We start from the raw sequence: 23,856 nt of genomic DNA on the forward strand, positions 1-23,856 counted from the left end.
CATTTTGCCGCGGCAGACCGAGGGACAGCGGCGCCGGTAGCCGACCGTCCCTCATGGGCCACGTTCGATACCTATATCCGGTGACTGAAACCACGCCCTTCCTGGAAGCGAACGATGGCGACCGGATCGACGGCCGAAGCCGGCCCCGGATGGCTGAGGGACTTCTTTCCCGGCTACTTCGCCCTGGTGATGGGCACCGGGATCGTCGCCGTGGCCGCGCGCCTGCTGCACCACGAGGCGCTGTCGTGGGTCTTGTTCGCGATCGCGCTCGCGGCCTACCCGGTCCTGTGGGCCATCCTGCTGGCGCGGCTGATCCGCTTTCCCGGCGCCGTCGTCGCCGACCTCGCCAGCCACGAGCGCGGGCCGACGTTCCTCACCATCGTCGCCGCCAACGGCGTGCTGGGCAGCCAGTTCGCCGTCTTCCACGTGCTGACCGGCCTGCTGGCCGCGCTGTTCTGGTCGAGCGTCGGGCTGTGGGCGGTGCTGGTCTACGGCTTCCTGAGTGCCGTCACGGTGCGCATCGCCAAGCCCGACCTCGAGCATGGCCTGAACGGCGCCTGGCTGTTGCTCGTGGTGGCGACCGAATCGCTCTCGGTGCTGAGCTGCCTGCTGGCGCTCGGGACCGGAGCGTCGGCGCCGCTCGTCTTCGCCTCCCTCGCCTTCTACCTGCTGGGCTCGATGCTCTACGTGCTCTTGTCGGCGCTGATCTTCTTCCGCTGGATCTTCCGCCCGATGCACGCCGCCGAAATGGGGGCGCCGTGGTGGATCAACATGGGCGCCGTCGCCATCGCGACGCTCGCCGGCGCGCAGTTGATGGCCCTGCCCGGCAGCGACGCCGTGCTGGCGCCGCTGCTGCGCCTGGTGCCGTCCTTCACCGTGCTGTTGTGGGCGACGAGCACGTTCTGGATCCCGCTGCTCGTGATCCTGTTCATCTGGAAGGAGATGCAGCGCGGCCCGCACGGCTACGACCCCGGCCTGTGGTCGGCGGTCTTTCCGCTCGGCATGTACGCCGCCGCCACCCACGAATACGCCCGCGTCGCCGGTCTGCCCTTCCTCGACCCGATCTCGCAGACATTGTTCTGGGCGGCGCTGTTCGCCTGGGTTTTGACCTTCATCGGCATGTCGGTGCAGCTCGTGCGGCCAGGTCGCAACGCGCAGCCCGGGTCGCGATAGCTCAGTTGATGGTGACGCCGAACCTGGTGAAGTCGCCGGCGATGGTCGGGGCGAGCCGGGTCGCCGCGCTCATGTCGGCCTCGCCGCCGGCCTTGTCGCCGCTCTTCGCCCGGGCGAGGCCGCGTCCGTAGAGCGCGCGGGCATGGTTGGGATCGGCCTGCAGCGCGAGGCTGTATTCGGCGATCGCGTTCGCGAACTCGCCGCCTTTGAGATAGATGAAGCCGCGGGTGTCGCGCGCATCGAGGTTCGCAGGGTCGAGCTTGAGCGCCTGGTCGCAATCGGCCATGGCCTCCGCCGCCGGCTGGCCGGCGATGGCGCGGCTCAGGCAGCGATTGGTGTAGGCCACCGCGAGGCCGGGCTCGAGCCTGATCGCCTCGCTGTAGTCGGCGATGGCCGCGTCGTAGCGGCCCTCGGCGAAACGGGAAAAGCCGCGGTTGTAGTAGGCGGTGGCCGAGGCCGGCGCGAGCGCGATCGCGCGGTCGAGATCGGCGATCGCCTTGTCGTGCTGGCCCAGGCGCGCATAGAGCCCGGCGCGATGGAGATAGGCGTCCGCCGACTTGGGATCGAGCCGGATGGCGGTACCGAAGTCGGCGAGCGCCGCCTCGCTGTCGCCGTGCAGCGCGTGGAGCGTGGCGCGATAGGCGTAGGGCTTGGCGGAGTCCGGCGCCAGGCCGACCGCGCGGTCGAGATCGGCCAGGCCCTTGTCGAAGTCGCCGCTTGCGCCATAGGCCATGCCGCGATGCATGAACGCCTCGACATTGCCGGGGTCGAGCTTCAGGGCCGTGGCGAAGTCGGCGAGCGCTGCGTTGAAATCGCGCCGCCGCGTGTAGTCGAGGATGCCGCGGTCGAGATAGGCGGTGATGTATTTCGGATCGAGCTCGATCGACTTCGTGTAGTCGGCATAGGCCTTGTCCAGCTGGTTCAGGGCGTGGAAGGCGAAGCCGCGCTGGAAGTAGGCGAAGGCGTAGCCCGGATCGAGCCGGATGCCGTCGTCGAAATCGGCGATGGCGCGCTTGTAGTCGCGGCGCACCAGCCAGACGCCGCCGCGCGCGACGAAGGCCTGCGACCGGCTGGGGTCGAGCCGGATCGATTCGTCGAAGTCGGCCAGCGCCTGGTCGGCCTCACCCTTGGCGGCGTAGGCGGTGCCGCGCCGGTAGCGCGCATCCGCCACCTGCGCCCAGTGGCGGGCCGCTTGCGGATCGCCGGAGCCGAAGCCGAGCGCGTCGGCGGTCTGCAGGCCGAGCCGCAGCGCCTCGCTGAAATCGGCGATCGCCCTGTCGAGCTCGCCCTTCTCCTGCCAGCAGGTGCCGCGATTGAGGAGCGCATCGATCGCCTTGGGATCGATCTCGAGCGCTGCCGTGAAGTCGGCGATGGCGCGATCGTAGTCGTTCTTGCGGGAGTAGTAGACGATGCCGCGGTCGATCAGGGGAACGGCGTCGCGCGGATCAAGGCGATGGGCCTCGGTGTAGTCGGCGATGGCGCGGTCGGCCTCGTTCAGCGAATGCCAGGCGATGCCGCGATGCAGGTACGCGAATGCGTTGCCCGGCGCGAGCCGCAGCGCCTCGCTGAAGTCGGCGACGGCCGGCTTGAAGTCGTGCAGCTCCATGTAGACCGAGGCACGGCCGATGAAATGCGCGGCCACCGTCGGATCGATGCGGATCGCCGCCGAGAAATCGGCCAGCGCCTGGTCGAGCGCGGGCCTGGGCTGCTTCGCATCCTTGCCCGCCCGGTAGAGATAGGCGAGGCCGCGCTGATAGTGGGCATTGGCAAGCTGCACGGCGGCCTGCACGCCCTGGAGATAGGCCGCATCCACGACCCTGCCGGCCGGAACCTCGCCGCCCGGCCGCACCGGCGAGGCATTGGCGGGCAGGCAGGCGATCGCGGTGGTGAAGTCCGAGACGGCCTGATCGATATTGCCCCGGCGCCTGTAGACGACGCCGCGATTGATCAGGGCGGTCACCTCGCAGCGGTCGAGCCTGATCGCCGAGTCGAAGTCGTGGATGGCGCCTTCGTCGTTGTTCTTCCGGGTGTAGAGGACGATGCCGCGATTGACGTAGGCATAGGCCTCCTTGGGCGCCAGGCGGATCGCGTCGCTGTAGTCGACGATCGCCTCGTCGGCCTCGCCCATCGCGTGATAGACGAGGCCGCGCTGGAACAGGAGCGGCGCGCTCGGCGCCGAGCTCTGGATGGCCTGGTTGAACAGCGTCAGCGACTGCCTGTAGTCGGCCTGCGACTCGGTCCGCTCGCCGATGCTGCCCGATGCAGCGGCGCGGTTGAAATACGCCAGCGCCAGGGGAATGCCGCTCAAGCCGCCCTTCTCGATCGCCTCGCTGCAGACCTTGATCTTCTCGCGCGGCAGCACGCCGTAGCCGGCGTAGCAGGCATCGGCGCTGGCGCTGGTCGTCGCCGGGAGAGCGGGCCCGGAAGACGACGGTCCTGCGGTCTGGGCCGAGCTGTCGGTCGCGACGATCGAAAGAGCAAGCGCGGCCAGGGCGATCCGGATTGCCGGTCGACCGATGCCCCGCCGTACCCCTACTCTGCCGCTGCTCATTTCCACGCCTTCGCGGTGACCATATCATGGGTCACCAACAATCTCCATCGGCAGTGCGACAATCCCGGCCAGGGTGATCGAGCGCCCGTCGACGCGCGTGTAGAGTAGGCCGATGAAAACGCTGACCACCGCCCAGGCCGTCGTCTCGATGCTCGAGCTCAACGGCATCGACACGCTGTTCTGCCTTCCCGGCGTCCAGAACGATCCGTTCTTCGATGCGCTCTATGACCGGACCAACGCGATTCGTCCGATCCATGCCCGGCACGAGCAGGCCTGCGCCTACATGGCGCTGGGCCATGCGATGGCGACCGGCAAGCCCTCGGCCTATGTCGTCGTGCCCGGCCCCGGTTTCCTCAACACGACGGCGGCCTTGTCCACGGCCTACGCCGTGAACGCGCCGGTGCTGGCGCTGACCGGCCAGATCCAGCAGGCGATGATCGGCCGCAATGTCGGCCTGCTGCATGAATTGCCTGACCAGCTTTCGATCATGCGCGGCCTCACCAAATGGGCCGATCGCATCACCTCGCCCGGCGAGGCGCCGGGGCTGGTGAACGAAGCCTTCCGTCGCCTGCTCTCCGGCCGCCGCCGTCCGGTCGCGCTCGAATGCGCGATGGATACCTGGGCGCGCAGGATGCCGGTCGAGCTGCCGGCAGCGGCTGCCAAGGCGGATCCGTGCCTGGTCGACGAAGAGGCGGTCGAGCGCGCGGCCAGGCTGCTCGGCGGCGCGCGCAAGCCGATGATCGTGGTCGGCGGCGGCGCACAGGACGCCGGCCGGCATGTGCGGGAGATCGCCGAGATGCTGGAGGCGCCGGTCGCCACCGGACGCATGGGACAAGGCGTGATCGACGGCCGCCATCGCCTGTCGGTGACGGCGCTCGCCGCCTACCGGTTCTGGAGCGAGGCCGACGTCGTGCTCGCGGTGGGCACCCGCCTGCAGCAGCAGCAGATGACCTGGGGTCTCAGCGACGATCTCAAGATCATCCGCATCGACATCGACGGCGAGGAGCTCGACCGCCAGCGCAAGCCCGAGATCGGCATCATCGGCGATGCCGCCGCCACGTTGAAGGCGCTGGCCGAGCGGCTGGGCAGGCACAACACCAAGCGCAACGGGCGCGCCGATGCGATTGCCGAGACCAGGGCGGCAGCGGTCAAGAAGGTGCGCGAGACGCTGGCGCCACAGGTTTCCTACCTCGATGCGATTCGCGCCGCCCTGCCCGAGGATGGCATCCTGGTCGACGAGCTGACGCAGATGGGCTACGCCGCGCGCCTCGCCTATCCGACTTACAGGCCGCGTACCTTCCTCTCGCCCGGCTACCAGGGCACGCTCGGCTGGGGCTATGCCACCTCGCTCGGCGCCAAGGTTGCCAGCGCCGGCACGCCCGTGGTCTCGATCAGCGGCGACGGCGGCTTCCTGTTCACGGCGATGGAGATGGCCACGGCGGCGCAGAACAATATCGGCGTCGTCGCCGTCGTGTTCAGCGACGGGGCCTACGGCAACGTGAAGCGCATCCAGCAGCAGGCCTTCAACAACCGCACCATCGCCTCCGACCTGCACAACCCCGATTTCGTGAAGCTCGGCGAGAGCTTCGGCGTCGCCGCCGAGCGGGCGAAGTCGCCGGCCGAGCTCGGTGCTGCGATCTCGCGCGGACTGGCGCGCGGCGGCCCGATGCTGATCGACTGTCCGGTCGGGCCCCTGCCCGATCCGTGGGCGCTGATCGCCCAGCCGCGCCGCGCCTGAACGGGCGCTACTCGACCTTGCCCGAGCGCCTGATGTCGCCGAGCAGGCGTTCGGCATGGACTTGATCGGCCAATCGCTTGGAGGTGAAGCGCGGATCGCCGAGCGGCGCGAGGCCGAGCACGTGCCGCGCCAGTGGGGGCGGCGCCGACGGCGGAACGGTCTCGTCTTCCGGCATCTCGACCTCGGCCAGCGCGAAGTAGGTCGTGCCCTCGTCGGTCTTGAAGAAATCGACGTCCCAGTGGAAGCGCCCGTCCTCCCACGAATAGCGGACCTTGCTCAGCGTCTCGCGGCGCAACGTCCACAGGCGCGCGAAGTCGGCGGCCGCGATGTCGGTCTCGATCTCGACCATCCGGCCCTCGACCGGCCGCTTGAAGGTGAAGACATGGCGAACGGCATCGCCCTTCGCGATCGCACGGATGCGCACGCCCGACCCGTCGAGATAGGCCTGGCGAAGCACCGACCGCGCGATACCCGGCAGTTTCGCCAGCTGCGTCTCGAGTTGGCCGTCGTCGTCGAGCAGGATGTATTTGCGTTCGTTTTCGATGGGCATCCGCGAAGGGACCGTCGTAGAAGAGGACATCCGGAGAGCAATTCCATGGCACCGCAGACGATCGAGGATCTTCCGACGCCGGCGCTCATTCTCGACCGCGCCGTCCTGTGCCGCAACCTGAGGCGCATGAGCGACCGGATGCGCCAAGCGGGCGTGGCGCTGCGGCCGCATCTCAAGACCGCCAAGTCGGTGGCCATCGGGCGCATGGCGGTCGAAGGCCACGACGGCCGCATTACCGTCTCGACGCTCGCGGAAGCCCGCTATTTCGCGCAGGGCGGCTTCACCGACATCCTGTACGGCATCGGCATCGTGCCCGCCAAGCTTGCAGCGGTGACGGAGCTCCGGCGCCAGGGCATCGAGCTGCGCGTCGTCACCGACAATCTGCCGGTGGCGCGCGCCATCGCCGATGCCGCCAGGGAGGGCGATACCTTCTCGGTGTTCATCGAGATCGACAGCGGCGGCGGCCGCGCCGGCCTGCCGTGGCCCGGGCTGCCGGGCCTGCTCGACATTGCGCGCGTCCTTCACGACGCGCCCAACGTCGAGCTCGCGGGCGTGATGACCCATGCCGGCCATTCCTATCATGAGAGCACGCCCGAGGGGATTGCCGCCGTCGCCGAGCAGGAGCGGCAGGCGATCGTCGGTGCGGCGGAGAAGCTGCGTGCGTCAGGCATTCCCTGCCCGATCGTGAGTGGCGGCTCGACGCCGACCGCGGTCCATTCGCGCGACTTCAGCGGCATCACCGAGATGCGGCCGGGCGTCTATGTGTTCAATGATCTCGACCAGGAGTTCATCGGCTCCTGCGGGTCGGCGGATCTCGCGCTGTCGGTCCTGGCCTCGGTGATCGGCCACTATCCGCACCGCAACCAGCTCCTGATCGATGCCGGCGCACTGGCGCTCTCCAAGGACGTCAGTGCCCAGGAGTTCCAGCCCAAGGTCGGCTTCGGCACCATCGCCGATGCGCCGGCCAAGGACATGGCGGTGGTCGCCTGCTCGCAGGAGCACGGCTTCGTCGGCGCCGACGATCCCATCCCCTTCGGCAACCTGCCGATCGGCAGCCGCGTGCGCGTCTGGCCCAACCACGCCTGCATCACGGCCGCCGCCTACGACCGCTACTACGTCGTCGACAGCGAGCTCGACGGCGGCAAGTCCGTGGTCGACACCTACGACCGCGTCAACGGCTGGTGATCACAGCGAGCTCACCGTGTGGCCGCCGTCGACGGTGATCACGCTGCCCGTCATGAACGTGCCGGCTTCGGAAGCGAGCAGCAGCAATGCACCGTCGAGATGCCCGGGCTGGCCGATGCGGCGTTGCGGAATTCGCTCGATCAGCTTCTGGCCGCCCGGCGTCTTCCAGAAAGCGCTGTTCATCTCGGTTTCGATATAGCCCGGGCAGATCGCGTTGACGCGGATCCGGTAGCGCGCCCATTCCATCGCCAGCGCGCGGGTAAGATGGATGAGGCCGGCCTTGGAGGCATTGTACGGTGCCACCTGACCGATCGTCCGCAGTCCGAGGATCGAGCCGATATTGACGATGCAGCCCGGCTGTTTCCCGGCGACCCAGCGTTTGGCCGCGCCCTGTGCAACCAGCCAGGCGCCGCGCAGGTTGGTGTCGACGACGGCGTCCCAGTCCTTCTCCGGCATCTCGAGCGCCGGCTTCACGATCGAGACGCCGGCATTGTTGACCACCACGTCGAGAGGACCTGCCGCCTCGAGCGCCGCCGCAATCGAGTCCGACGACTGCACGTCGAGCTCGACGGCCTTCGACGTCACGTTTTTCCGCGCAAGTTCCGCCTGTAGGGATTGAAGTCGATCGGCGCGCCGCGCTGCCAGCACGACCGACGCTCCGGCCTCAGCCAGACATTTCGCGAAATGGGCGCCAAGTCCGGAGGAAGCGCCGGTGACCAGCGCCACCTTGCCGCCGAGGTCGAATAACTTGGACATCGCCGCCGCTCCCGCGTTTTATGCCCGCCTTATAAGCGAGCCTTTCTCGCGGAGGAACCATGGACCTGGGTCTCAAGGACAAGCGCGCACTTGTCACCGGCGGCACGAAGAGCATCGGCCGCGCCATCGTCGACGCCTTCGTCGCCGAAGGCGCGATCGTCGGCTTCTGCGCCCGCGACGCCGGGCTCGTGAAGCAGCGCGAGGAGGAATGGCGCGCGCGCCAGGCGCGCGTGCAGGGAGCGGCGCTCGACGTCACCGACCACGCCGCGCTCAGGAAATGGATCGACGCCTTCGCGGCGGGGGGCGGGATCGATCATTTCGTCGCCAATGTGAGTGCGCTCGGTACCGACGACACGCTCGAAGGCTGGCGCAAGAGCATCGAGATCGACATCGTCGCGACGGTCGAGTCGGTCCGGTACGCGATGCCGCATCTCCTGAAGAGTGGCCACGGCGCCACCTGCACCGTCATCGGCACCGTATCGCTGAACGAAGGCGGGCCGGGCCCGGTCCAGCCCTACCGCTCGGTGAAGGCCGCGCTGGTGCCGTTCGTGAAGTCGCTGGCGATCGAGATGGCGCCCAGGGGCGTGCGTGTGAACATGGTCTCGCCGGGGTCGATCCTCGAGGACGGCAACACCTGGGGACGACAGCGCGATGCCGGCAGCGAGCGCTACAAGCGGACGCTGGCGCGCAACCCGCTGGGGCGCATGGGAACGCCGCAGGAGGTCGCGGCACCCGTTGCCTTCCTCGCAGGAAAGGCGGCTTCCTTCATCACCGGCGTCAATTTCATCGTCGACGGCGCGATAACCACACGGGTGCAATACTGAACGACCAGGGACGGACCGACTGGACCCTGGTCGGACTGCTGGTCGCGAGCGGCATCGTTGCGGCTTTCCATGTCGGCAAGATGCCGCCCGCCCTGCCCTCGGTGCGGGCCGACCTGGGTGCCACCCTGCGCCAGGGTGGTTGGCTCCTGTCGGTCATCAGTCTCATGACCGCCGCCGGTGGCATGGCGATCGCGCTCACCGCCGATCGCTTCGGTCATCGGCGGCTGGTGCTGATCGGCACGGCGATCTGTTTCGCGGCGGGCCTGTTCGGGGCGTTCGCAAGCGACGTCGATCAGCTCCTTCTCGGCCGCTTTTTCGAAGGGTTGGGCTTCATCGCCACGACCGTCGCCGTGCCGCCGCTGCTGCTCCGCATCGCGCGCACGGGCGATGCCGGACGGGCGATGTCGCTATGGACGACCTACATGCCTGCCGGCGCCGGGACGATGATGCTCGTAACGGCGCTGATCCTGCCGCATGCGTCGTGGCGGGTCGTGTGGCTGGTGGCGGCGGCCGCGTCCGCCGTCATGTTGCCGGCGCTCCTGTCGCGCGCCCCGCCGCCGCGGCAAGTCGCGCCACCGTCATCCCTCCGCAAGCCGCTCTGGCACGACATGCTCGCGGTGCTGACCAGCGGCGGGCCGCTCGCCATCGCGCTCTGTTTCGGCGCCTATTCGAGCTGCTGGTTCGCCGTCGTCGGCTTCCTGCCGACGCTGCAGATCGAGCGATTGAAGTTCGACGCGTCGACGGCGGCGATCGTGACTGCGTTCGTGACCTTCGTGAACGTCATTGGCAATCTCCTCGCCGGCCTGCTGCTCAGCCGCGGCGTGCCTCGCGGCGCCCTGATCGTGGGCGCTGCGGTGCCGATGGTCTTCTGCGCCGGCGGCATCTTCATCGACGGCGTGCCGGACATCCTTCGCCTGATCCTGGCGGGCGTCTATTCCGCGGCGATCGGTCTGGTCCCCGGCGCGCTGTTCACCGCCATCCCGATCCATGCACCGCGCCCGGAGCTTGTCGGTGCCGCGACGGGGCTTCTCATGCAGGGTTCGAACATCGGCGCCCTGCTGGGGCCGCCGATCACCGCAGCGCTCGTCGCATCGGGCGGATGGCCGGCGGCCGCCTGGCTGACCAGCATCGCGCTGGCCATCGTGGCGGCGAGCGGCGTCTTCCTGCACTGGCGGGAAAGGCGTAGGCTTGCACGATGATCTTCGTCGACATTGTCTCCGACACCATTTGCCCGTGGTGCTACATCGGCAAACGCCGTTTCGAGCGGGCGCTGACGTTGAGCGGCCGCAACGACGTGGCGATTTCGTGGCGGCCGTTCCAGCTCAATCCGGACATGCCGGCGGAGGGCATGACCCGCGACGACTACGTACGCGCCAAGTTCGGCGGCGGCGACCGTCCGCGCCAGATCTACCAGGCGATCGCCGAAAGCGGACGCGAGGCCGGCATCGAATTCCAGTTCTCGCGCATCCGGCGGACCCCCAACACGGTGCTGTCGCACAGGCTGGTGCACTGGAGCGCCAGGAACGAGCGCCAGGACGAAGTGGTTGGCGAACTGTTCAAGGCCTATTTCGAGGACGGACTGGATATCGGCGATCTCAAGGTCCTGGTCGAATGCGCGACACGCGCCGGCCTCGACGCGGAACTGACCCGCCGCTTCCTGCAAAGCGACGATGGCCGCCAGGAGGTCGTGGCCTCCGACGTCTATGCGCGGCGACTGGGCATCAACGGCGTGCCGTGCTTCATCGTCAACCGCAAGTACGCCGTCTCCGGTGCGCAGCCGCCTTCCGCTTTCGTCGAGGTCTTCAACCTTGCCGAGCGTGACGCCGCAACGAGCGCCGCCCAGTCGACGGTCTGAGCGCTTTTGCACTCATAGACGCCGTTGAACCGGCACGGAGATCGCTTCACTGCACCAGCGGCGAGGTGGCAGCTTCGAGGTGAGCGCCGACGATCTCGGCTTCTGCCGCCAGGATCGAGACATACTGCCGGAGCGCTCGTTCCTCGACATCGCTTCGAAGCTTTCCGGCCACCTGTTCGCGCACCGCCTCGAACGGCGGGACGTCGCCGGGAATGCTTCGGTCGACCGCCACGATATGGAAGCCGAAGCGCGTCTTCACCAGTTCCGGCAGCAGCCCGACCGCATCCAGGCGGAACAGCGCCTTCTCGAATTCCGGCACCGTATCGCCGCGGCCGATCTGGCCGAGATTGCCGCCGTGCTGGCCGGATGGGCAGTTCGACAGTTCTGCCGCCATGGCGGCGAAGCGATCGGGCTCACGAAGGAGTTCGTTCAGCGCCTGCTCGGCGCGGGCGCGGATTTCCGCGATGTTCACGCGCGGCGTGACCTGGAACAGGATGTGCCGTGCATGCACCAGATCGCCACTGCCGAAGCTGTCGCGATGCTGCTCATAGTGGCGCCGGCATTCGGCTTCGGTCGGCGCCGGCGTCGTCACTTCGCGTGAAAGAAGGGCCTCGATTGCAGGCCCTATTTCCTTATCGTCCCTGGTCTCGCCATCGAGCAGTCCGACGGCCACCGCGCGCTGCCGCAGCAACTCGCGCACGGCCGCGAGCTCGGCAGAAGCCGCCGAATCGACCGCCACCGTGACGCCGTTCACCGTGATCGTCATGGCCGCACCGGTTCCTTGGCCCGTGTCTTCGGCGTACGCACGATCTGGTAGGGGCGGAACAGGTAGGCAAGCGCGCCGGCGCCACTCCAGATATGGATCATGCGCGTGAATGGCGAGATCAGGAACAGCGTGAATCCGAGCAGGACGTGCAGCTTGTAGGTCAGCGGAACGTCCGTCATCAAAGCCGCAGCGCCGCCATCGAGCGTCACGATCGACTTCACATAGCTCGTCAGGGTTTCGAACAGGGCGCCATCCATGTGGAAGGCCGACAACGGCACCGTCAGCAGCCCCAGCGCCAGTTGCAGCCAGAGCATGAACGTAACGGCGATATCCCACTTTCGGCTGTTGAGCCGGATGCGCGGATCGGCGAGACGGCGATAGATCAGGATCGACAGCCCGACGATGGCGACCGCCCCGGCTATTCCGCCGACGACCATGGCAAGAAGCTGATGCGCCACGGGGTCGAGCGCCCAATCCACCGCCCAATGTGGCGCGAGGAAGCCCGCGAAATGGCCGAGGATCACGACGATGACGCCATAGTGAAACAGGTTCGATCCGAGACGAAGCTGGCCGGCCCGCAACATCTGCGAGGAATCGCTCTTCCATGTGTAGGGTTCGCGATCGAACCGTATCAGGCTGCCGATCAGCAGGACGACGAGGCATATGTAAGGATAGATGCCGAAGAGGAGCGTGTTCACATAGACATTGGACACGAAGTTTTCTCCTTTCAGGGCGTCACCGGCGTCCAGTCGGATCGGCGAAAGCCGGTTGCTCGAACCACTCGCGGTCGAGCGCCTCGTTGCGCTCCTTGACCGGGCGCACCGCCGACGCATCGACCGGTTTCTCACCGGCGATGACCAGCAGTGCCTGCAGGACAGCGGCATAGCGGCTGCGCCGGGCGATCAGCGACCGCGCGATGGTCCTGAGAATGCCGGCGCAATCCGTCAGCATGTCGCGCACCTCGGCCATCCCGCGACCGCTCAGATATTCGAGCACGACCGGGAGATAGTCCGGCAGTTCGCGAGTCGCGAGGTCGAGGCCGGCTGCGGCATAGAGCCCCTTCAACTCGACCATCGCGGCACCCCGGTCCCGGCTTTCTCCATGGAGATGCTCGAACAGATGCAGCGACAGCGCCCGCCCCCGGTCGAAAAGGTCGACGTAGTGCTCCTGCGCCGACAGAAGGTCGCCGCTGCCGATCTCCTCGACCAAGGCAAGAAGTGCCGCCCGCTCGCGCGATGCGACGAGCGGCGAGCCGCGGATCACGTCGCCGATTTCCGGCAGCGCCTTTCGCATCTCCTCGCCGGGGTACGAAAGCAGAGCGCTGAACGCCTTGAGCACCAGGATCATGGCCTGCTCGTCAAGTATCCAGCGGCCGCATCGGATTGAGCTTGCGGCGCCCCATCTTGCCGCCGAACAGGCTCGAGTGCGGCGGCCCGAAATCGCAGCCGTTGCCGAAGGTGAAGCCGCACGAGCCCTTCAGGCCGTAGGCGTCCTCGGCGTCCTCGCGATGGCTGGTCGGGATGACGAACCGGTCCTCGTAGTTGGCGATCGAGAGGTAACGGTGCATCTCCTCGACCTGGGCGAGGCTCAGTCCCGCCTGCGCGAGCACCGTCGTGCCGTCGCCCTCACCGAGCTGGCGCTGGCGATAGTGGATGCGCATGGCGAACAGGCGCTCCAGTGCCCCGACGATCGGCTGCTCCGCCCCGGCGGTCAGGAGGTTCGCGAGGTAGCGCACGGGAATGCGCAGCGAGCGGACGTCCGGCAGCTCGCCGACCGTGTCGATCGCGCCGGCATTGGCATGCGACTGGATCGGCGAGAGCGGCGGCACGTACCAGACCATCGGCAGCGTGCGATATTCCGGATGCAGGGGAAAGGCGATCTTCCAGTCGACCGCCATCTTGTAGGCGGGCGACCGCCTGGCTGCCTCCAGCCAGGCGTCGGGCACGCCGTCGGCGCGCGCTTGCGCCTGCACCGCCGGATCGTTGGGATCGAGGAAGATGGCGAGTTGCGCTTCGTAGAGATCCTTTTCGTCCTCGACTGCCGCGGCGCGCTCGATGCCATCGGCATCGTAGAGCAAGACGCCGAGATAGCGGATGCGGCCGACGCATGTCTCCGAGCACACGGTCGGCTGGCCGGCCTCGATGCGCGGATAGCAGAAGATGCACTTCTCTGCCTTCCCCGAGGTCCAGTTGTAATAGATCTTCTTGTACGGGCATCCCGACACGCACATGCGCCAGCCCCGGCACTTGTCCTGGTCGATCAAGACGATGCCGTCCTCCTCGCGCTTGTAGATCGACCCGGAAGGACAGGATGCGACGCAGCTCGGATTGAGGCAGTGCTCGCAGAGCCGCGGCAGGTACATCATGAAGGTGTTCTCGAACTGACCGTAGATGTCCTTCTGGACGGCTTCGAAATTGTAGTCCTGGGAGCGCTTGTCGAACTCGCCGCCGAGGATCTCCTCCCAGTTCGGGCCCCATTCGATCTTCTCCATGGGCCGCCCGCTGACGAGGGAGAGCGGCCGCGCGACCGGGGTCGTCGGCAACTCCGGCGCCTTCTGCAGATGCTCGTAGTCGAAGGTGAAGGGCTCGTAGTAGTCGTCGATCTCCGGCAGGTTGGGATTGGCGAAGATTCTGGCGAGGATCGCGAGACGGCCGCCCTGCTTGGGCACGATCCTGCCGTTCTTCCTGCGCTCCCATCCGCCGCGCCAGCGTTCCTGGTTTTCCCAGTCCTTGGGATAGCCGATGCCCGGCTTGGTCTCGACGTTGTTGAACCACGCGTATTCCATGCCCTGGCGCGAGGTCCACACGTTCTTGCACGTGACGGAGCAGGTATGGCAGCCGATGCACTTGTCGAGGTTCATCACCATCGCGATCTGCGCGCGGATCTTCATGACGCTGTCTCCCTGGTGGCGCGGTCGACCGGATTGCTGTGGTCCATCCAGTCGATCCGGGTCAGCTTACGGACGACGACGAACTCGTCGCGATTGGAGCCCACGGTACCGTAGTAGTTGAAACCGTAGGAAAGATGGGCGTAGCCGCCGACCATGTGCGTCGGCTTGAGCACGGTCCGCGTCACCGAATTGTGGATGCCGCCGCGCAGCCCGGTGATCTGCGACCCCGGCACGTTCACGATCTTCTCCTGCGCATGGTACATCATGCACATGCCTTCCTTCACACGTTGGCTGACGACGGCACGGGCAGCAATCGCGCCGTTCAGGTTGAACAGTTCGATCCAGTCGTTGTCGACGATGCCCGCCTTCTTCGCGTCGGTTTCCGAGATCCATACGATCGGCCCGCCCCGCGAGAGGGTGAGCATCAGGAGATTGTCGGTGTAGGTCGAATGTATGCCCCACTTCTGATGCGGCGTGATGAAGTTGAGGACGATCTCCTTCTCGCCATTCGAGTGCTTTCCGACCATGTCGGCGACCGAGCGTGTGTCGATCGGCGGCCGGTAGACGGCGAAGCCCTCGCCGAAGTCCCTCAGCCAGCGATGATCCTGATAGAACTGCTGGCGGCCGGTGAGCGTGCGCCATGGGATCAGCTCGTGGACGTTGGTGTAGTTGGCCGTGTAGCTCACGTGCTCGCTTTCGATCCCCGACCAGGTCGGTGACGAGATGATCTTGCGCGGCTGCGCCTGGATGTCGCGGAAGCGGATCTTCTCGTCCTCGCGCTTCCTCGCCAGGTGGACGTGGTCGCGCCCGGTCACCCTGCCGAGCGCCTGCCACGCCTTGACGGCAACCTCGCCGTTGGTCTCCGGCGCGAGGTGAAGGATGGTTTCGGCCGCCTCGATGTCGGTCTCGATCCGCGGCCGTCCGGCCGCCGGCCGGCCCTCGTCGATGCGATAGTTGAGCTCGCCGAGGCCGCGGACCTCGTCGGCCGTGTTCCATGAAATTCCCTTGCCGCCGTTGCCGAGCCTCTCGGCGAGCGGCCCGAGCGAGGTGAAGCGGCTGTAGGTGTTCGGATAGTCCCTTTCGACCACGACGATCTGAGGCGCCGTGACGCCCGGAACGAGCTCGCATTCGCTCTTCTTCCAGTCCTTGACATCGAACGGCTGGGCGAGCTCGCCGGGCGTGTCATGCTGGATCGGCGTCAGGACGACATCGCGCTCGACACCGAGATGGCCCGGCACCAGCTCGGAGAACCGCCTGGCGATCGTCTTGTATGTCTCCCAGTCGCTGCGCGCTTCCCAGACCGGATCCACCGCCGTCGACAGCGGATGGATGAACGGGTGCATGTCGGAGGTGTTGAGGTCGTTCTTCTCGTACCAGGTGGCCGTCGGCAGAACGATGTCGGAGTAGAGACAGCTGGTCGACATGCGGAAATCGAGCGTCACCACCAGGTCGAGCTTGCCCTCGGGGGCTGCATCACGCCACGCGACTTCGCGCGGCTTCGCGCCGCCCATCTCGCCGAGGTCTTTGCCCTGCATGCCGTTGCGCGTCCCGAGGAAATGACGAAGGAAATACTCGTGCCCTTTGCCGGACGACCCGAAAAGGTTGGAGCGCCAGATGAACAGATTGCGCGGGAAGTTCGCCGGATTGTCCGGATCCTCGCAGGCCATGGCGAGAGCGCCCGACTTGAGACCGGCGACGGCATGGTCCTTCACGTCGGCCCCCGCCCTTTCGGCATCGGCCGCGATCGTCAACGGATTCGTGGCGAGCTGCGGCGCAGACGGCAGCCACCCCATGCGCTCGGCGCGGACATTGAGGTCGATCATGCTGCCGCGATAGGGCACCGGATCGGCGAGCGGCGACAGCAACTCGGAGACGTCGATCTTCTCGTAGCGCCACTGGTCGCTGTGTGCATAGAAGAACGAGGTGCCGTTCATCTGGCGTGGCGGGCGCACCCAGTCGAGCGCGAAGGCGAGCATGGTCCAGCCGGTCTGGGGCCGGAGCTTCTCCTGCCCGACATAGTGCGCCCAGCCGCCGCCCGAGACCCCGATCGTGCCGCACATCATCAGGACGTTGATGATGCTGCGGTAGCCCATGTCCTGGTGATACCAGTGGTTCATGCCGGCGCCGATGATGACCATCGACCGGCCCTTGGTCTTCTCGGCGTTCTCCGCGAAGCCGCGGGCGACCGCGATCGCCTGGGCGGCCGCCACGCCGGTGATCGCTTGCTGCCAGGCCGGCGTGTACGGCACATTGTCCTCGAAACTCCTGGCGCAGTCGCCGCCGAGACCGCGATCCAGGCCATAGTTGCCGCACAGCAGATCGAAGACCGTGGCGACCGCCGCCTCGCCGTCCGCGAGCCTGATGCGGCGTACAGGGACGTGGCGCAGCAATATGTCGCCATCCTGGTCGTTGCCGGAAAAATGCTCGTGCGGGCGGCCGCCGAAATAGGGAAAAGCGACAGACAGCACGTCGTCTCGGCGATCGATCAGGCTCAACGCCAGACTGACCTCCTCGCCCGTTTCGCCGTTCCTGGCCTCGAGGTTCCACCGCCCCGCGACCTCGCCGTCCATCGGCCAGCGGTAGCCGATCGAACCCTGCGGAACGACGAGATCGCCGGATCCCTCGGCCACGGCGACCGTTTTCCAGTCGGCCCGGCCCGACGGCGGCGCATCCGGCAAGTCGCTTCTGCGGAGATAACGATCCGGTACCCAGCGTCCGCCGTCCTGCCGCAACCGCACCAGCATGGGCAGGTCGGTGTAGCGACGTGCATAGTCGTGGAAGTAGGGCACCTGTCGGTCGAGAAAAAATTCGCGCAGGATCACATGGCCGATGGCCATGGCGAGGGCGGCGTCCGTTCCCTGCTTGGGATGCAGCCAAAGGTCGGCAAACTTGGCCACCTCGGCATAGTCGGGCGTGATGGCGACGACCTTGGTGCCATTGTAGCGCGCCTCGACGAAGAAATGCGCGTCGGGCGTCCGCGTCTGCGGCACGTTGGAGCCCCAGGCGATGATGTAGCCCGAATTGTACCAGTCGGCCGATTCCGGAACGTCGGTCTGCTCGCCCCAGGTCTGCGGGCTCGACGGCGGCAGGTCGCAGTACCAGTCGTAGAAGGAAAGAAGCGTGCCGCCGATGAGGCTGAGATAGCGCGCGCCCGCGGCATACGAAACCATCGACATGGCGGGAATGGGCGAGAAGCCGACGACGCGATCGGGTCCCCAGCGCTTGATCGTATGGACGTTGGCCGCGGCGATGATCTCGCTCACCTCGTCCCAGGTCGAGCGCACGAAGCCGCCGCGGCCGCGCACGGCCTTGTAGGCCCTGGCGGCCTCCTCGTCGCCGACGATCGCCGCCCACGCCTCGACCGGCTCGTGGCTCTTGCGCGCCTCGCGCCAGGCCCGGATGAGCCGCCCGCGCACCATCGGATACTTGATGCGACTCGCGCTGTAGAGATACCAGCTGTAAGAGGCGCCACGCGAGCAGCCGCGCGGCTCATGGTTGGGCAGCCCCGGCCGCGTGCGCGGATAGTCCGTCTGCTGGGTTTCCCAGGTGACGACCCCGCTCTTGACGTAGATCTTCCAGCTGCAGGAACCGGTGCAGTTCACACCGTGCGTCGAGCGCACGATCTTGTCGTGCTGCCATCGCTGCCGATAGCCCTCCTCCCACATCCGGTCCTCGTCGCGCAACTCGCCGTGACCGTCGGCAAAGGATTCGTGCCGGCGGGTCAGATAGGCGAGACGCTCCAGAAAATGACTCATGTGGTTTCTCCTCGCCCGGCCGGGATCATGCCGACGATGCCAGACGCGGCTCCGCGGCCTCGCCCATCACCGGTGCCCGCCGGACTTCGGTCAGGTAGCTGAGCATCAGGGACACCGCGACGATGCCGTAGAGCAGCATGAAGATGCTCGAGTTGAAGCCGAGCCAGTCCAGCAGGCCGCCGAACATGACCGGCAGCAGGAAGCCGCCGAGACCGCCTACCATGCCGACCAGACCGCTGACGGCACCGATGTCATTGGGGAAATCGGCACTGATGTACTTGAAGGTCGAGGCCATGCCGAAGGCAAAGGCTATTCCGACGATGAAGAGAAGGCCGCAGAACAGCCAAGGTGACAGCGCGATGGTGAAGCTTCTGCTGCCGTCCACGGTGCGGATGGTGAAGTCCGTGTGCGGATAGGACAGCAGGAACAAGACGACCCAGGCGACCCACAGCACCCACCAGGTGACTCCATGGGCACCGAAGCGGTCCGACAGCGCCCCGCCCACGCTTCTCAGGGCACCGCCGGGCAGCGAGAAGCAGGCGGCCAGCAGCGCCGCCTGCGCGACCGAGAACCCGTACTCGCTCACGAAATATTGCGGCATCCAGATCGACAGCGCGGTAAAGCCGCCGAATACGATGGAGTAGTACTGGCAATACTTCCAGACTCGCCGGTCCCGCATGATGGCCAGTTGCTGGCGCAACGTCGCACCGGCTTTGCCGGCGCCGGGATCCGGCGCGGACAGCGACCAGAAGACGACGGCCGTGATCAAAAGGGCAACGGCGTAGACGCGCGGCACCGCCTGCCAGCCGTAGGCACTCATCACCGACGGTGCGAGGAACATGTTCAAGGCGGCGCCGACGGTGCCGGCACCAAAGACGCCCATGGCGAGGCCCCGCCGTTCCGGCGGAAAGAAGCGCGATACGTATGGTGTGCCGACGGAAAAGGACGCGCCGACCAGACCGAGGGCCAGACCGAGCAGAAGAAACTGCCAGAGGGCCGTCGCGTCGGCCGCAAACCACAGGGGAACGGCGCACAGCACGAGCAGCGACGTCATCAGGATGCGCCCGCCGATGCGGTCGGTCCAGATGCCCAGCGGCAGACGGAAAAGAGAGCCCGTGAGAATCGGCGTGGCCGTCAGCAAGCCGAACTGTGTCGAATCGAGTTGCAATTCGCGCCGCAGCGGGATGCCGATGACTCCGAACATCATCCAAACGGCGAAGCAGATGGTGAACGCCCACGTCGTGACGATCAGGACGGTGATGCTGCGTCGGCTAGACATTTGGCGCCCCCGCGAACCATCCAGCGAGACTGTCATATCCTGTGCAAACGCTCGCACAGGACCGTCAGCCGGTCTATCGGCTTTTTGGCACACGTCCCCAGCTTCCGCCTGACGGACTCGTGGGCGCGTCATGCCTTCCAGTCGGATTGCCGATAGTATGTCCTAAAACATATGGTATGTTTATAAACATATATGGGAGACTGAATGCCGGTCAGTGCCGCGCGCAAGGCGCGCACCAGAACCGAGATCTTCGAGCACGCCGCGCGCCTCTTCCGGCTGCGCGGATATGCTGGCACGAACATCGACGACATCATGCTGGCGGCCGGGCTCACGCGGGGCGCTTTCTACGCGCATTTCAGATCCAAGGATGATCTTTTTGCGGAGGCGGTCCGCGCCGGGCACGGCCTGCTCGGCAAGGCACGCACCTCCGATGCCAGGACGGCGCTCACCGACTATTTCGACAAGGCCCAGCTCGCCGCGAATGGCCAGGCCTGCACCTTGGCTGCCTTGCCCGGCGACGTCGCGCGGGCGCCGATGCCAGCGCGCCTGGCCTATGCCAATGTGCTCTACGGTCTGATCGGCGAGCTTTCGCGTGGACGGACGCGCCGGCTTGATGCCGATGCGACGACAGTGGCGATCCTGGCTGTCGGCGCTCTGATCCTCGCCCGCGCTTCCGGGGACACGCGGCTCAGCGACTGGCTGCTGCGCTGTGCGAAACGGGCGGCGCTGCCGCTTCTCAAGCCGCGAGCTTCGCCATCGCGGAAACGATGCCGCTCACGCCGGAAAGCCGCTGGCGCTCGTCGGGCCAGACACGCTGCACGACCACGCGCTGGTCGGGCCTAGCCTTCACCAGCGGCGCATTCTTCTGGATCCAGCTGATCAGGCGGTCGGGCTTGGGGAACCTGTTCTCGTGGAAGCTGAAGACGACCGCCTTCTCGCCGGCGTCGATCTTCTCGACCGAGGCGCTGCGGCACAGGAGCTTCAGCGACACCGTCTGGAGCAGGAATTCCGCTTCCAGTGGCATCTTGCCGAAGCGGTCGACCAGCTCGGCGGCAAAGGCATCGATGTCGGCCTGACTGGTCAGGCTGCCGAGGCGGCGATAGAGGCCCATGCGGACCGACAGATCGGCGACGTACTCCTCGGGGATCAGCACCGGGATCCCGAGGTTGAGCTGCGGCGACCATTCGGCCCGGGCCGCCTCTTGGGCACGGCCGCGCGCCGCGGCCACCGCCTCCTCGAGAAGCTGCTGATAGAGTTCGATCCCGACTTCACGGATATGGCCCGACTGCTCCTCGCCCAGGAGATTGCCGGCGCCGCGGATATCGAGGTCGTGGCTGGCGAGCTGGAAGCCGGCGCCCAGCGTGTCCAGGGTCTGCATCACTTCGAGCCGCTTCGATGCCGCCTCGTTCAGTGCCCTGCCCGGCGGAACCGTCAGATAGGCATAGGCGCGGGTCTTGCCCCGGCCGATCCGACCGCGCAGCTGGTAGAGCTGCGCCAGGCCGAACATGTCCGCGCGATGGATGACCATGGTGTTGGCATTTCGGATGTCGAGGCCGCTTTCGACGATGTTGGTCGACAGCAGAACGTCGAACTTGCCGTCGACGAAATCCTGCATCGTGTTCTCGATCTGCCTCGCCGCGAGCCGGCCATGCGCCATGCCCATGCGGATTTCGGGCACCAGCTCGCGCAGCTGCTCGGCAATGCCCGCCAGGTCCTCGATGCGCGGACAGACGTAGAAGCTTTGTCCGCCGCGATACTGCTCGCGCAGCAGCGCTTCGCGGATGGTGACGCCGTCGAAGGGCGTGACGAAGGTACGGACTGCCAGGCGATCAACGGGGGGCGTCGCGATCAGACTCATGTCGCGCACGCCGGTGAGCGCCAGTTGCAGGGTCCGCGGGATCGGCGTAGCCGTCAGCGTCAGCACATGGACGTCGGCGCGCAGCTCCTTCAGGCGTTCCTTGTGGGCGACGCCGAAATGCTGCTCCTCGTCCACGACCAGCAGACCGAGGTCCTTGAACTCGATACCCTTGGCCAGCAACGCGTGCGTGCCGACCACGATATCGATCGTGCCGTCCTTCAGACCGGCCCTCGTCTCCCTGACCTCCCTGGCATTGACAAGCCGCGACAGGCGCCCGATCCGGACCGGCAATCCCTGGAAGCGCTCGACGAAGGTCCGGTGGTGCTGGCGCGCCAGCAGCGTCGTCGGTCCGATCACGGCGACCTGCTTGCCCGAGAGCGCAGCCACGAAGGCGGCGCGCAGTGCCACTTCCGTCTTGCCGAAGCCCACATCGCCGCAGATCAGCCGGTCCATCGGCTTGCCGGACGACAGATCGTCGATCACGTCGGCGATCGCCTGCAACTGGTCATCGGTCTCGGCGTAGGGAAAGCGGGCGCAGAATTCCTCGTAGAGACCTTCCGGCGGGCTCATCGTCTCGCCGCGGCGAACGGCACGCTCCGCCGCGATCCTGATCAGCCGGTCAGCCATGTCGGCGATGCGCTGCTTGAGCCTCGCCTTGCGTGATTGCCAGGCGACGCCACCCAACCTGTCGAGCTGGGCGCCCTCCTCCGTGCTGCCGTAGCGGCTCAGCACGTCGATGTTCTCGACAGGCACGAAAAGCTTGTCCCCGCCCTCATACGTCAGCCGCAAACAATCGTGACGAGCGTTCTGGATCTCGAGCGTGGCCAGGCCTTCGTAGCGCCCCACGCCGTGCTCGCGATGGACGACGAGGTCGCCCTCACTCAGCGCCGAGGCTTCGGCGATGAAGCGCTCGGAGGGCCGGCGTCTTTTGGCGGGCCGCGAGAGCCGGTCGCCCAGGATGTCTTCCTCGCCGACGACTTCCAGCCCGTCCAGGACGAAACCATGCTCGAGCGGCCAGATCGCAATGCCGAGCGTGCCGGCTGGCAATGCGAGCACGGTCGCGTAGTCGGTCACCGGAACGGGCGTCGTGGCGCCATGCTCCTGCAGGAGATGCTGCAGTCGTGATACCGAACCCTCGGTGTAGCCCGCGATCACGACGCGGCGCCCGGCATCGTTCGCCGCCTTCACATGCTCGGCGACCTTGTCGAACAGGTTGATCCCCTGCGCGGTACGTGCGTGGGCGAATCCTTCGTGGCGGCGACCGCCCAGATCGATGGCGTTCGCGGTTTCGGGGGGAGCGTCGAAGCTCGTGAACTGGACGACGCTGCGATCTTCCAGCAAGGCGTCCCATTGCGACGGCTTGAGGTAGAGCCGCTCCGGCGGCAGCGGCTTGTAGTCTGCGCCACCGCTCATGCCTCCCTTGGCGCCGGTCTTCAGGCGTGCCTCGTAGTAGTCGACGATCAGTTCGTGACGCGCCTCCAGCGCTTCCCTGAGTTGATGGTCGGCCGTGACGACGGCCTCGGGGCAGTAATCGGGGATCGTCTCCATCCGCTCGTGGAACAGAGGCAGCCAGTGCTCCATGCCGACATGACGCTGGCCGGCGGACACGGCTTCGTAGAGGACGTCCTCGCCGGCGACGTTGCCGAACAGTTCGCGATAGCCGCTGCGAAAGCGGGCAATGCTGTCGGGAGTGAGCAGCACCTCGCTCACCGGCAGCAGCACGGCCTCGTCGCGCTCGCCGGTCGATAGCTGGCTCATCGGGTCGAAAGAGCGGATTGCCTCCAGCGTGTCGCCAAACAGATCGAGCCGTAGCGGCTCTCCGGTACCTGGCGGAAAAAGATCGACCAAGCCGCCGCGTATTGCGAACTCGCCGGGCTCCATGACCGTGTCGGCGCGGCCATAGCCGTTCTCGCCGAGGAACTTGGCAAGCGAGTTGACATCGATCGTCTGCCCCTTGCGCAGCGTGGTCGCGGCCCCGGCATAGAGGCTGTGCGGGGGGATGCGCTGTAGGACAGCACCGACAGAAGCCAGAATGATGCGGGCAGGCGCCCCCACCCTGCGGGGCGCCGCAAGCCTGACCAGAGTGTCGAGCCGTTCGGCGACGATATCCGGATGCGGCGAAAGACGGTCGTACGGCAGACAGTCCCAGGCCGGAAGGACCAGGACCTCGCGCTCCGGGGCAAAAAAGCGCAGCCCGTCCTGCAGTCGATCGAGGCGCTGGCCGTCGCGTGCGACATGCAGAATGTCTTGTCCGCCTGTCGTGCGCGCGATTTCGCTCAGCACCAGTGCGTCGGCACCCTCAGGCAGGCCGGCAATGGTCCAGCGGCCGGCCTTGCGATGCAGCGCGGCCAAACGTTCGGCAAGCGATGACACTCAGAACCTCACACGAAACGCCAAGAACTTGCGCAGGATCGGCGTATCGGCCTCGGGCGGCACGTCGGCCCTGCCCGAGACCCAATCGAAGATCTCGTTGTCGCCGGCCTCGAGCAGCCGCTCGTACTGATCGAGCTCGGCCGCGTCGAAATCGGCGACATGGGCGCGCGCAAACTGGCCAAGGAGGATGTCGTTCTCCTTGTTGCCGCGATAGACACTGCGATAAAGCAAACGCTTCCGCCGCGTCTCCAGTTCGGGAGCTCCGCCCATTTTCCCCAACTTCGGGCCTCGAAAAGGGGCGTA

At 66.7% G+C, this 23,856-nt stretch carries 18 protein-coding genes; 7 read left to right on the forward strand and 11 right to left on the reverse strand.

Translation table 11 applies throughout. The features are described 5' to 3' along the window. The first annotated feature begins 114 nt into the window (after positions 1-114). Positions 115-1,173, forward strand: coding sequence for a tellurite resistance/C4-dicarboxylate transporter family protein (locus tag VH499_RS02640; RefSeq protein ID WP_332051131.1), 1,059 nt, complete (start codon positions 115-117; stop codon positions 1,171-1,173). 1 nt (position 1,174) lies between these two features. Here the strand turns inward: VH499_RS02640 and VH499_RS02645 are convergent, their stop codons facing one another. Next, the gene (locus VH499_RS02645) at positions 1,175-3,724 is read right to left on the reverse strand and encodes a tetratricopeptide repeat protein (protein ID WP_332051132.1); all 2,550 of its coding nucleotides are present in this window, start codon (positions 3,722-3,724) and stop codon (positions 1,175-1,177) included. Between the two features lie 112 nt (positions 3,725-3,836). On the opposite strand from VH499_RS02645, the gene VH499_RS02650 reads away from it, so the two are divergent. Then, entirely contained in the window at positions 3,837-5,462 is a 1,626-nt protein-coding gene (locus VH499_RS02650; protein ID WP_332051133.1) for a thiamine pyrophosphate-dependent enzyme, read from the forward strand. A gap of 7 nt (positions 5,463-5,469) precedes the next feature. On the opposite strand, the gene VH499_RS02655 is transcribed toward VH499_RS02650, so the two are convergent. Continuing rightward, positions 5,470-6,012, reverse strand: coding sequence for a hypothetical protein (locus VH499_RS02655; RefSeq protein WP_332051134.1), 543 nt, complete (start codon positions 6,010-6,012; stop codon positions 5,470-5,472). A 45-nt stretch (positions 6,013-6,057) separates the two neighbouring features. Between VH499_RS02655 and VH499_RS02660 the strand changes: the two genes are divergently transcribed. Beyond that, positions 6,058-7,197 carry an alanine racemase gene (locus VH499_RS02660; RefSeq protein WP_332051135.1) on the forward strand — a complete coding sequence of 380 codons (1,140 nt, stop codon included), beginning with the start codon at positions 6,058-6,060 and terminating at the stop codon, positions 7,195-7,197. Here VH499_RS02660 and VH499_RS02665 read toward each other — a convergent pair whose 3' ends face one another. Further along, the gene (locus VH499_RS02665; protein WP_332051136.1) at positions 7,198-7,953 is read right to left on the reverse strand and encodes a glucose 1-dehydrogenase; all 756 of its coding nucleotides are present in this window, start codon (positions 7,951-7,953) and stop codon (positions 7,198-7,200) included. It abuts the gene before it with no gap. A 59-nt stretch (positions 7,954-8,012) separates the two neighbouring features. On the opposite strand from VH499_RS02665, the gene VH499_RS02670 reads away from it, so the two are divergent. From VH499_RS02670 to VH499_RS02680, 3 genes are read left to right on the forward strand one after another with little or no spacing between them, the layout of a single operon-like run. After that, a complete protein-coding gene (locus tag VH499_RS02670) occupies positions 8,013-8,777 on the forward strand; it encodes an SDR family NAD(P)-dependent oxidoreductase (protein ID WP_332051137.1) in 765 nt (254 codons plus the stop codon). Positions 8,778-8,830: 53 nt separating this feature from the next. Next, positions 8,831-9,976, forward strand: coding sequence for a CynX/NimT family MFS transporter (locus VH499_RS02675; RefSeq protein ID WP_332051247.1), 1,146 nt, complete (start codon positions 8,831-8,833; stop codon positions 9,974-9,976). Continuing rightward, positions 9,973-10,632 (forward strand): DsbA family oxidoreductase, encoded by a 660-nt coding sequence (locus VH499_RS02680; protein WP_332051138.1) that lies wholly within the window; start codon positions 9,973-9,975, stop codon positions 10,630-10,632. The genes VH499_RS02675 and VH499_RS02680 overlap by 4 nt, the downstream gene beginning before the upstream one ends. Before the next feature lie 46 nt (positions 10,633-10,678). Here VH499_RS02680 and VH499_RS02685 read toward each other — a convergent pair whose 3' ends face one another. Genes VH499_RS02685 through VH499_RS02710 form a run of 6 tightly spaced genes read right to left on the reverse strand, consistent with a single transcriptional unit; the run spans position 10,679 to position 19,322 of the window. After that, positions 10,679-11,398: a peptidylprolyl isomerase gene (locus VH499_RS02685; protein WP_332051139.1), complete on the reverse strand. Its 720-nt coding sequence runs from the start codon at positions 11,396-11,398 to the stop codon at positions 10,679-10,681. After that, positions 11,395-12,111, reverse strand: a complete 717-nt coding sequence (narI, locus tag VH499_RS02690) for a respiratory nitrate reductase subunit gamma (protein ID WP_332051140.1) — start codon at positions 12,109-12,111, stop codon at positions 11,395-11,397. Before narI ends, VH499_RS02685 begins: the two co-directional genes overlap by 4 nt. Before the next feature lie 22 nt (positions 12,112-12,133). Next, positions 12,134-12,745 carry a nitrate reductase molybdenum cofactor assembly chaperone gene (gene narJ / locus VH499_RS02695; protein WP_332051141.1) on the reverse strand — a complete coding sequence of 204 codons (612 nt, stop codon included), beginning with the start codon at positions 12,743-12,745 and terminating at the stop codon, positions 12,134-12,136. A gap of 10 nt (positions 12,746-12,755) precedes the next feature. Continuing rightward, complete coding sequence (gene narH, locus VH499_RS02700) at positions 12,756-14,288, reverse strand: nitrate reductase subunit beta (protein WP_332051142.1); 1,533 nt, start codon at positions 14,286-14,288, stop codon at positions 12,756-12,758. Beyond that, positions 14,285-18,043: a nitrate reductase subunit alpha gene (locus VH499_RS02705; protein WP_332051143.1), complete on the reverse strand. Its 3,759-nt coding sequence runs from the start codon at positions 18,041-18,043 to the stop codon at positions 14,285-14,287. The genes narH and VH499_RS02705 overlap by 4 nt, the downstream gene beginning before the upstream one ends. 25 nt (positions 18,044-18,068) lie before the next feature. Next, complete coding sequence (locus VH499_RS02710) at positions 18,069-19,322, reverse strand: MFS transporter (RefSeq protein ID WP_332051144.1); 1,254 nt, start codon at positions 19,320-19,322, stop codon at positions 18,069-18,071. Between the two features lie 204 nt (positions 19,323-19,526). Between VH499_RS02710 and VH499_RS02715 the strand changes: the two genes are divergently transcribed. Beyond that, entirely contained in the window at positions 19,527-20,165 is a 639-nt protein-coding gene (locus tag VH499_RS02715) for a TetR family transcriptional regulator (protein ID WP_332051145.1), read from the forward strand. On the opposite strand, the gene mfd is transcribed toward VH499_RS02715, so the two are convergent. Next, positions 20,059-23,553, reverse strand: a complete 3,495-nt coding sequence (mfd, locus tag VH499_RS02720; RefSeq protein WP_332051146.1) for a transcription-repair coupling factor — start codon at positions 23,551-23,553, stop codon at positions 20,059-20,061. The genes VH499_RS02715 and mfd overlap by 107 nt on opposite strands. Then, positions 23,554-23,823: a succinate dehydrogenase assembly factor 2 gene (locus VH499_RS02725; RefSeq protein ID WP_332051147.1), complete on the reverse strand. Its 270-nt coding sequence runs from the start codon at positions 23,821-23,823 to the stop codon at positions 23,554-23,556. Between the last annotated feature and the right edge of the window lie 33 nt (positions 23,824-23,856).

Source organism: Reyranella sp. (assembly GCF_036558665.1).
GTDB lineage: Bacteria > Pseudomonadota > Alphaproteobacteria > Reyranellales > Reyranellaceae > Reyranella.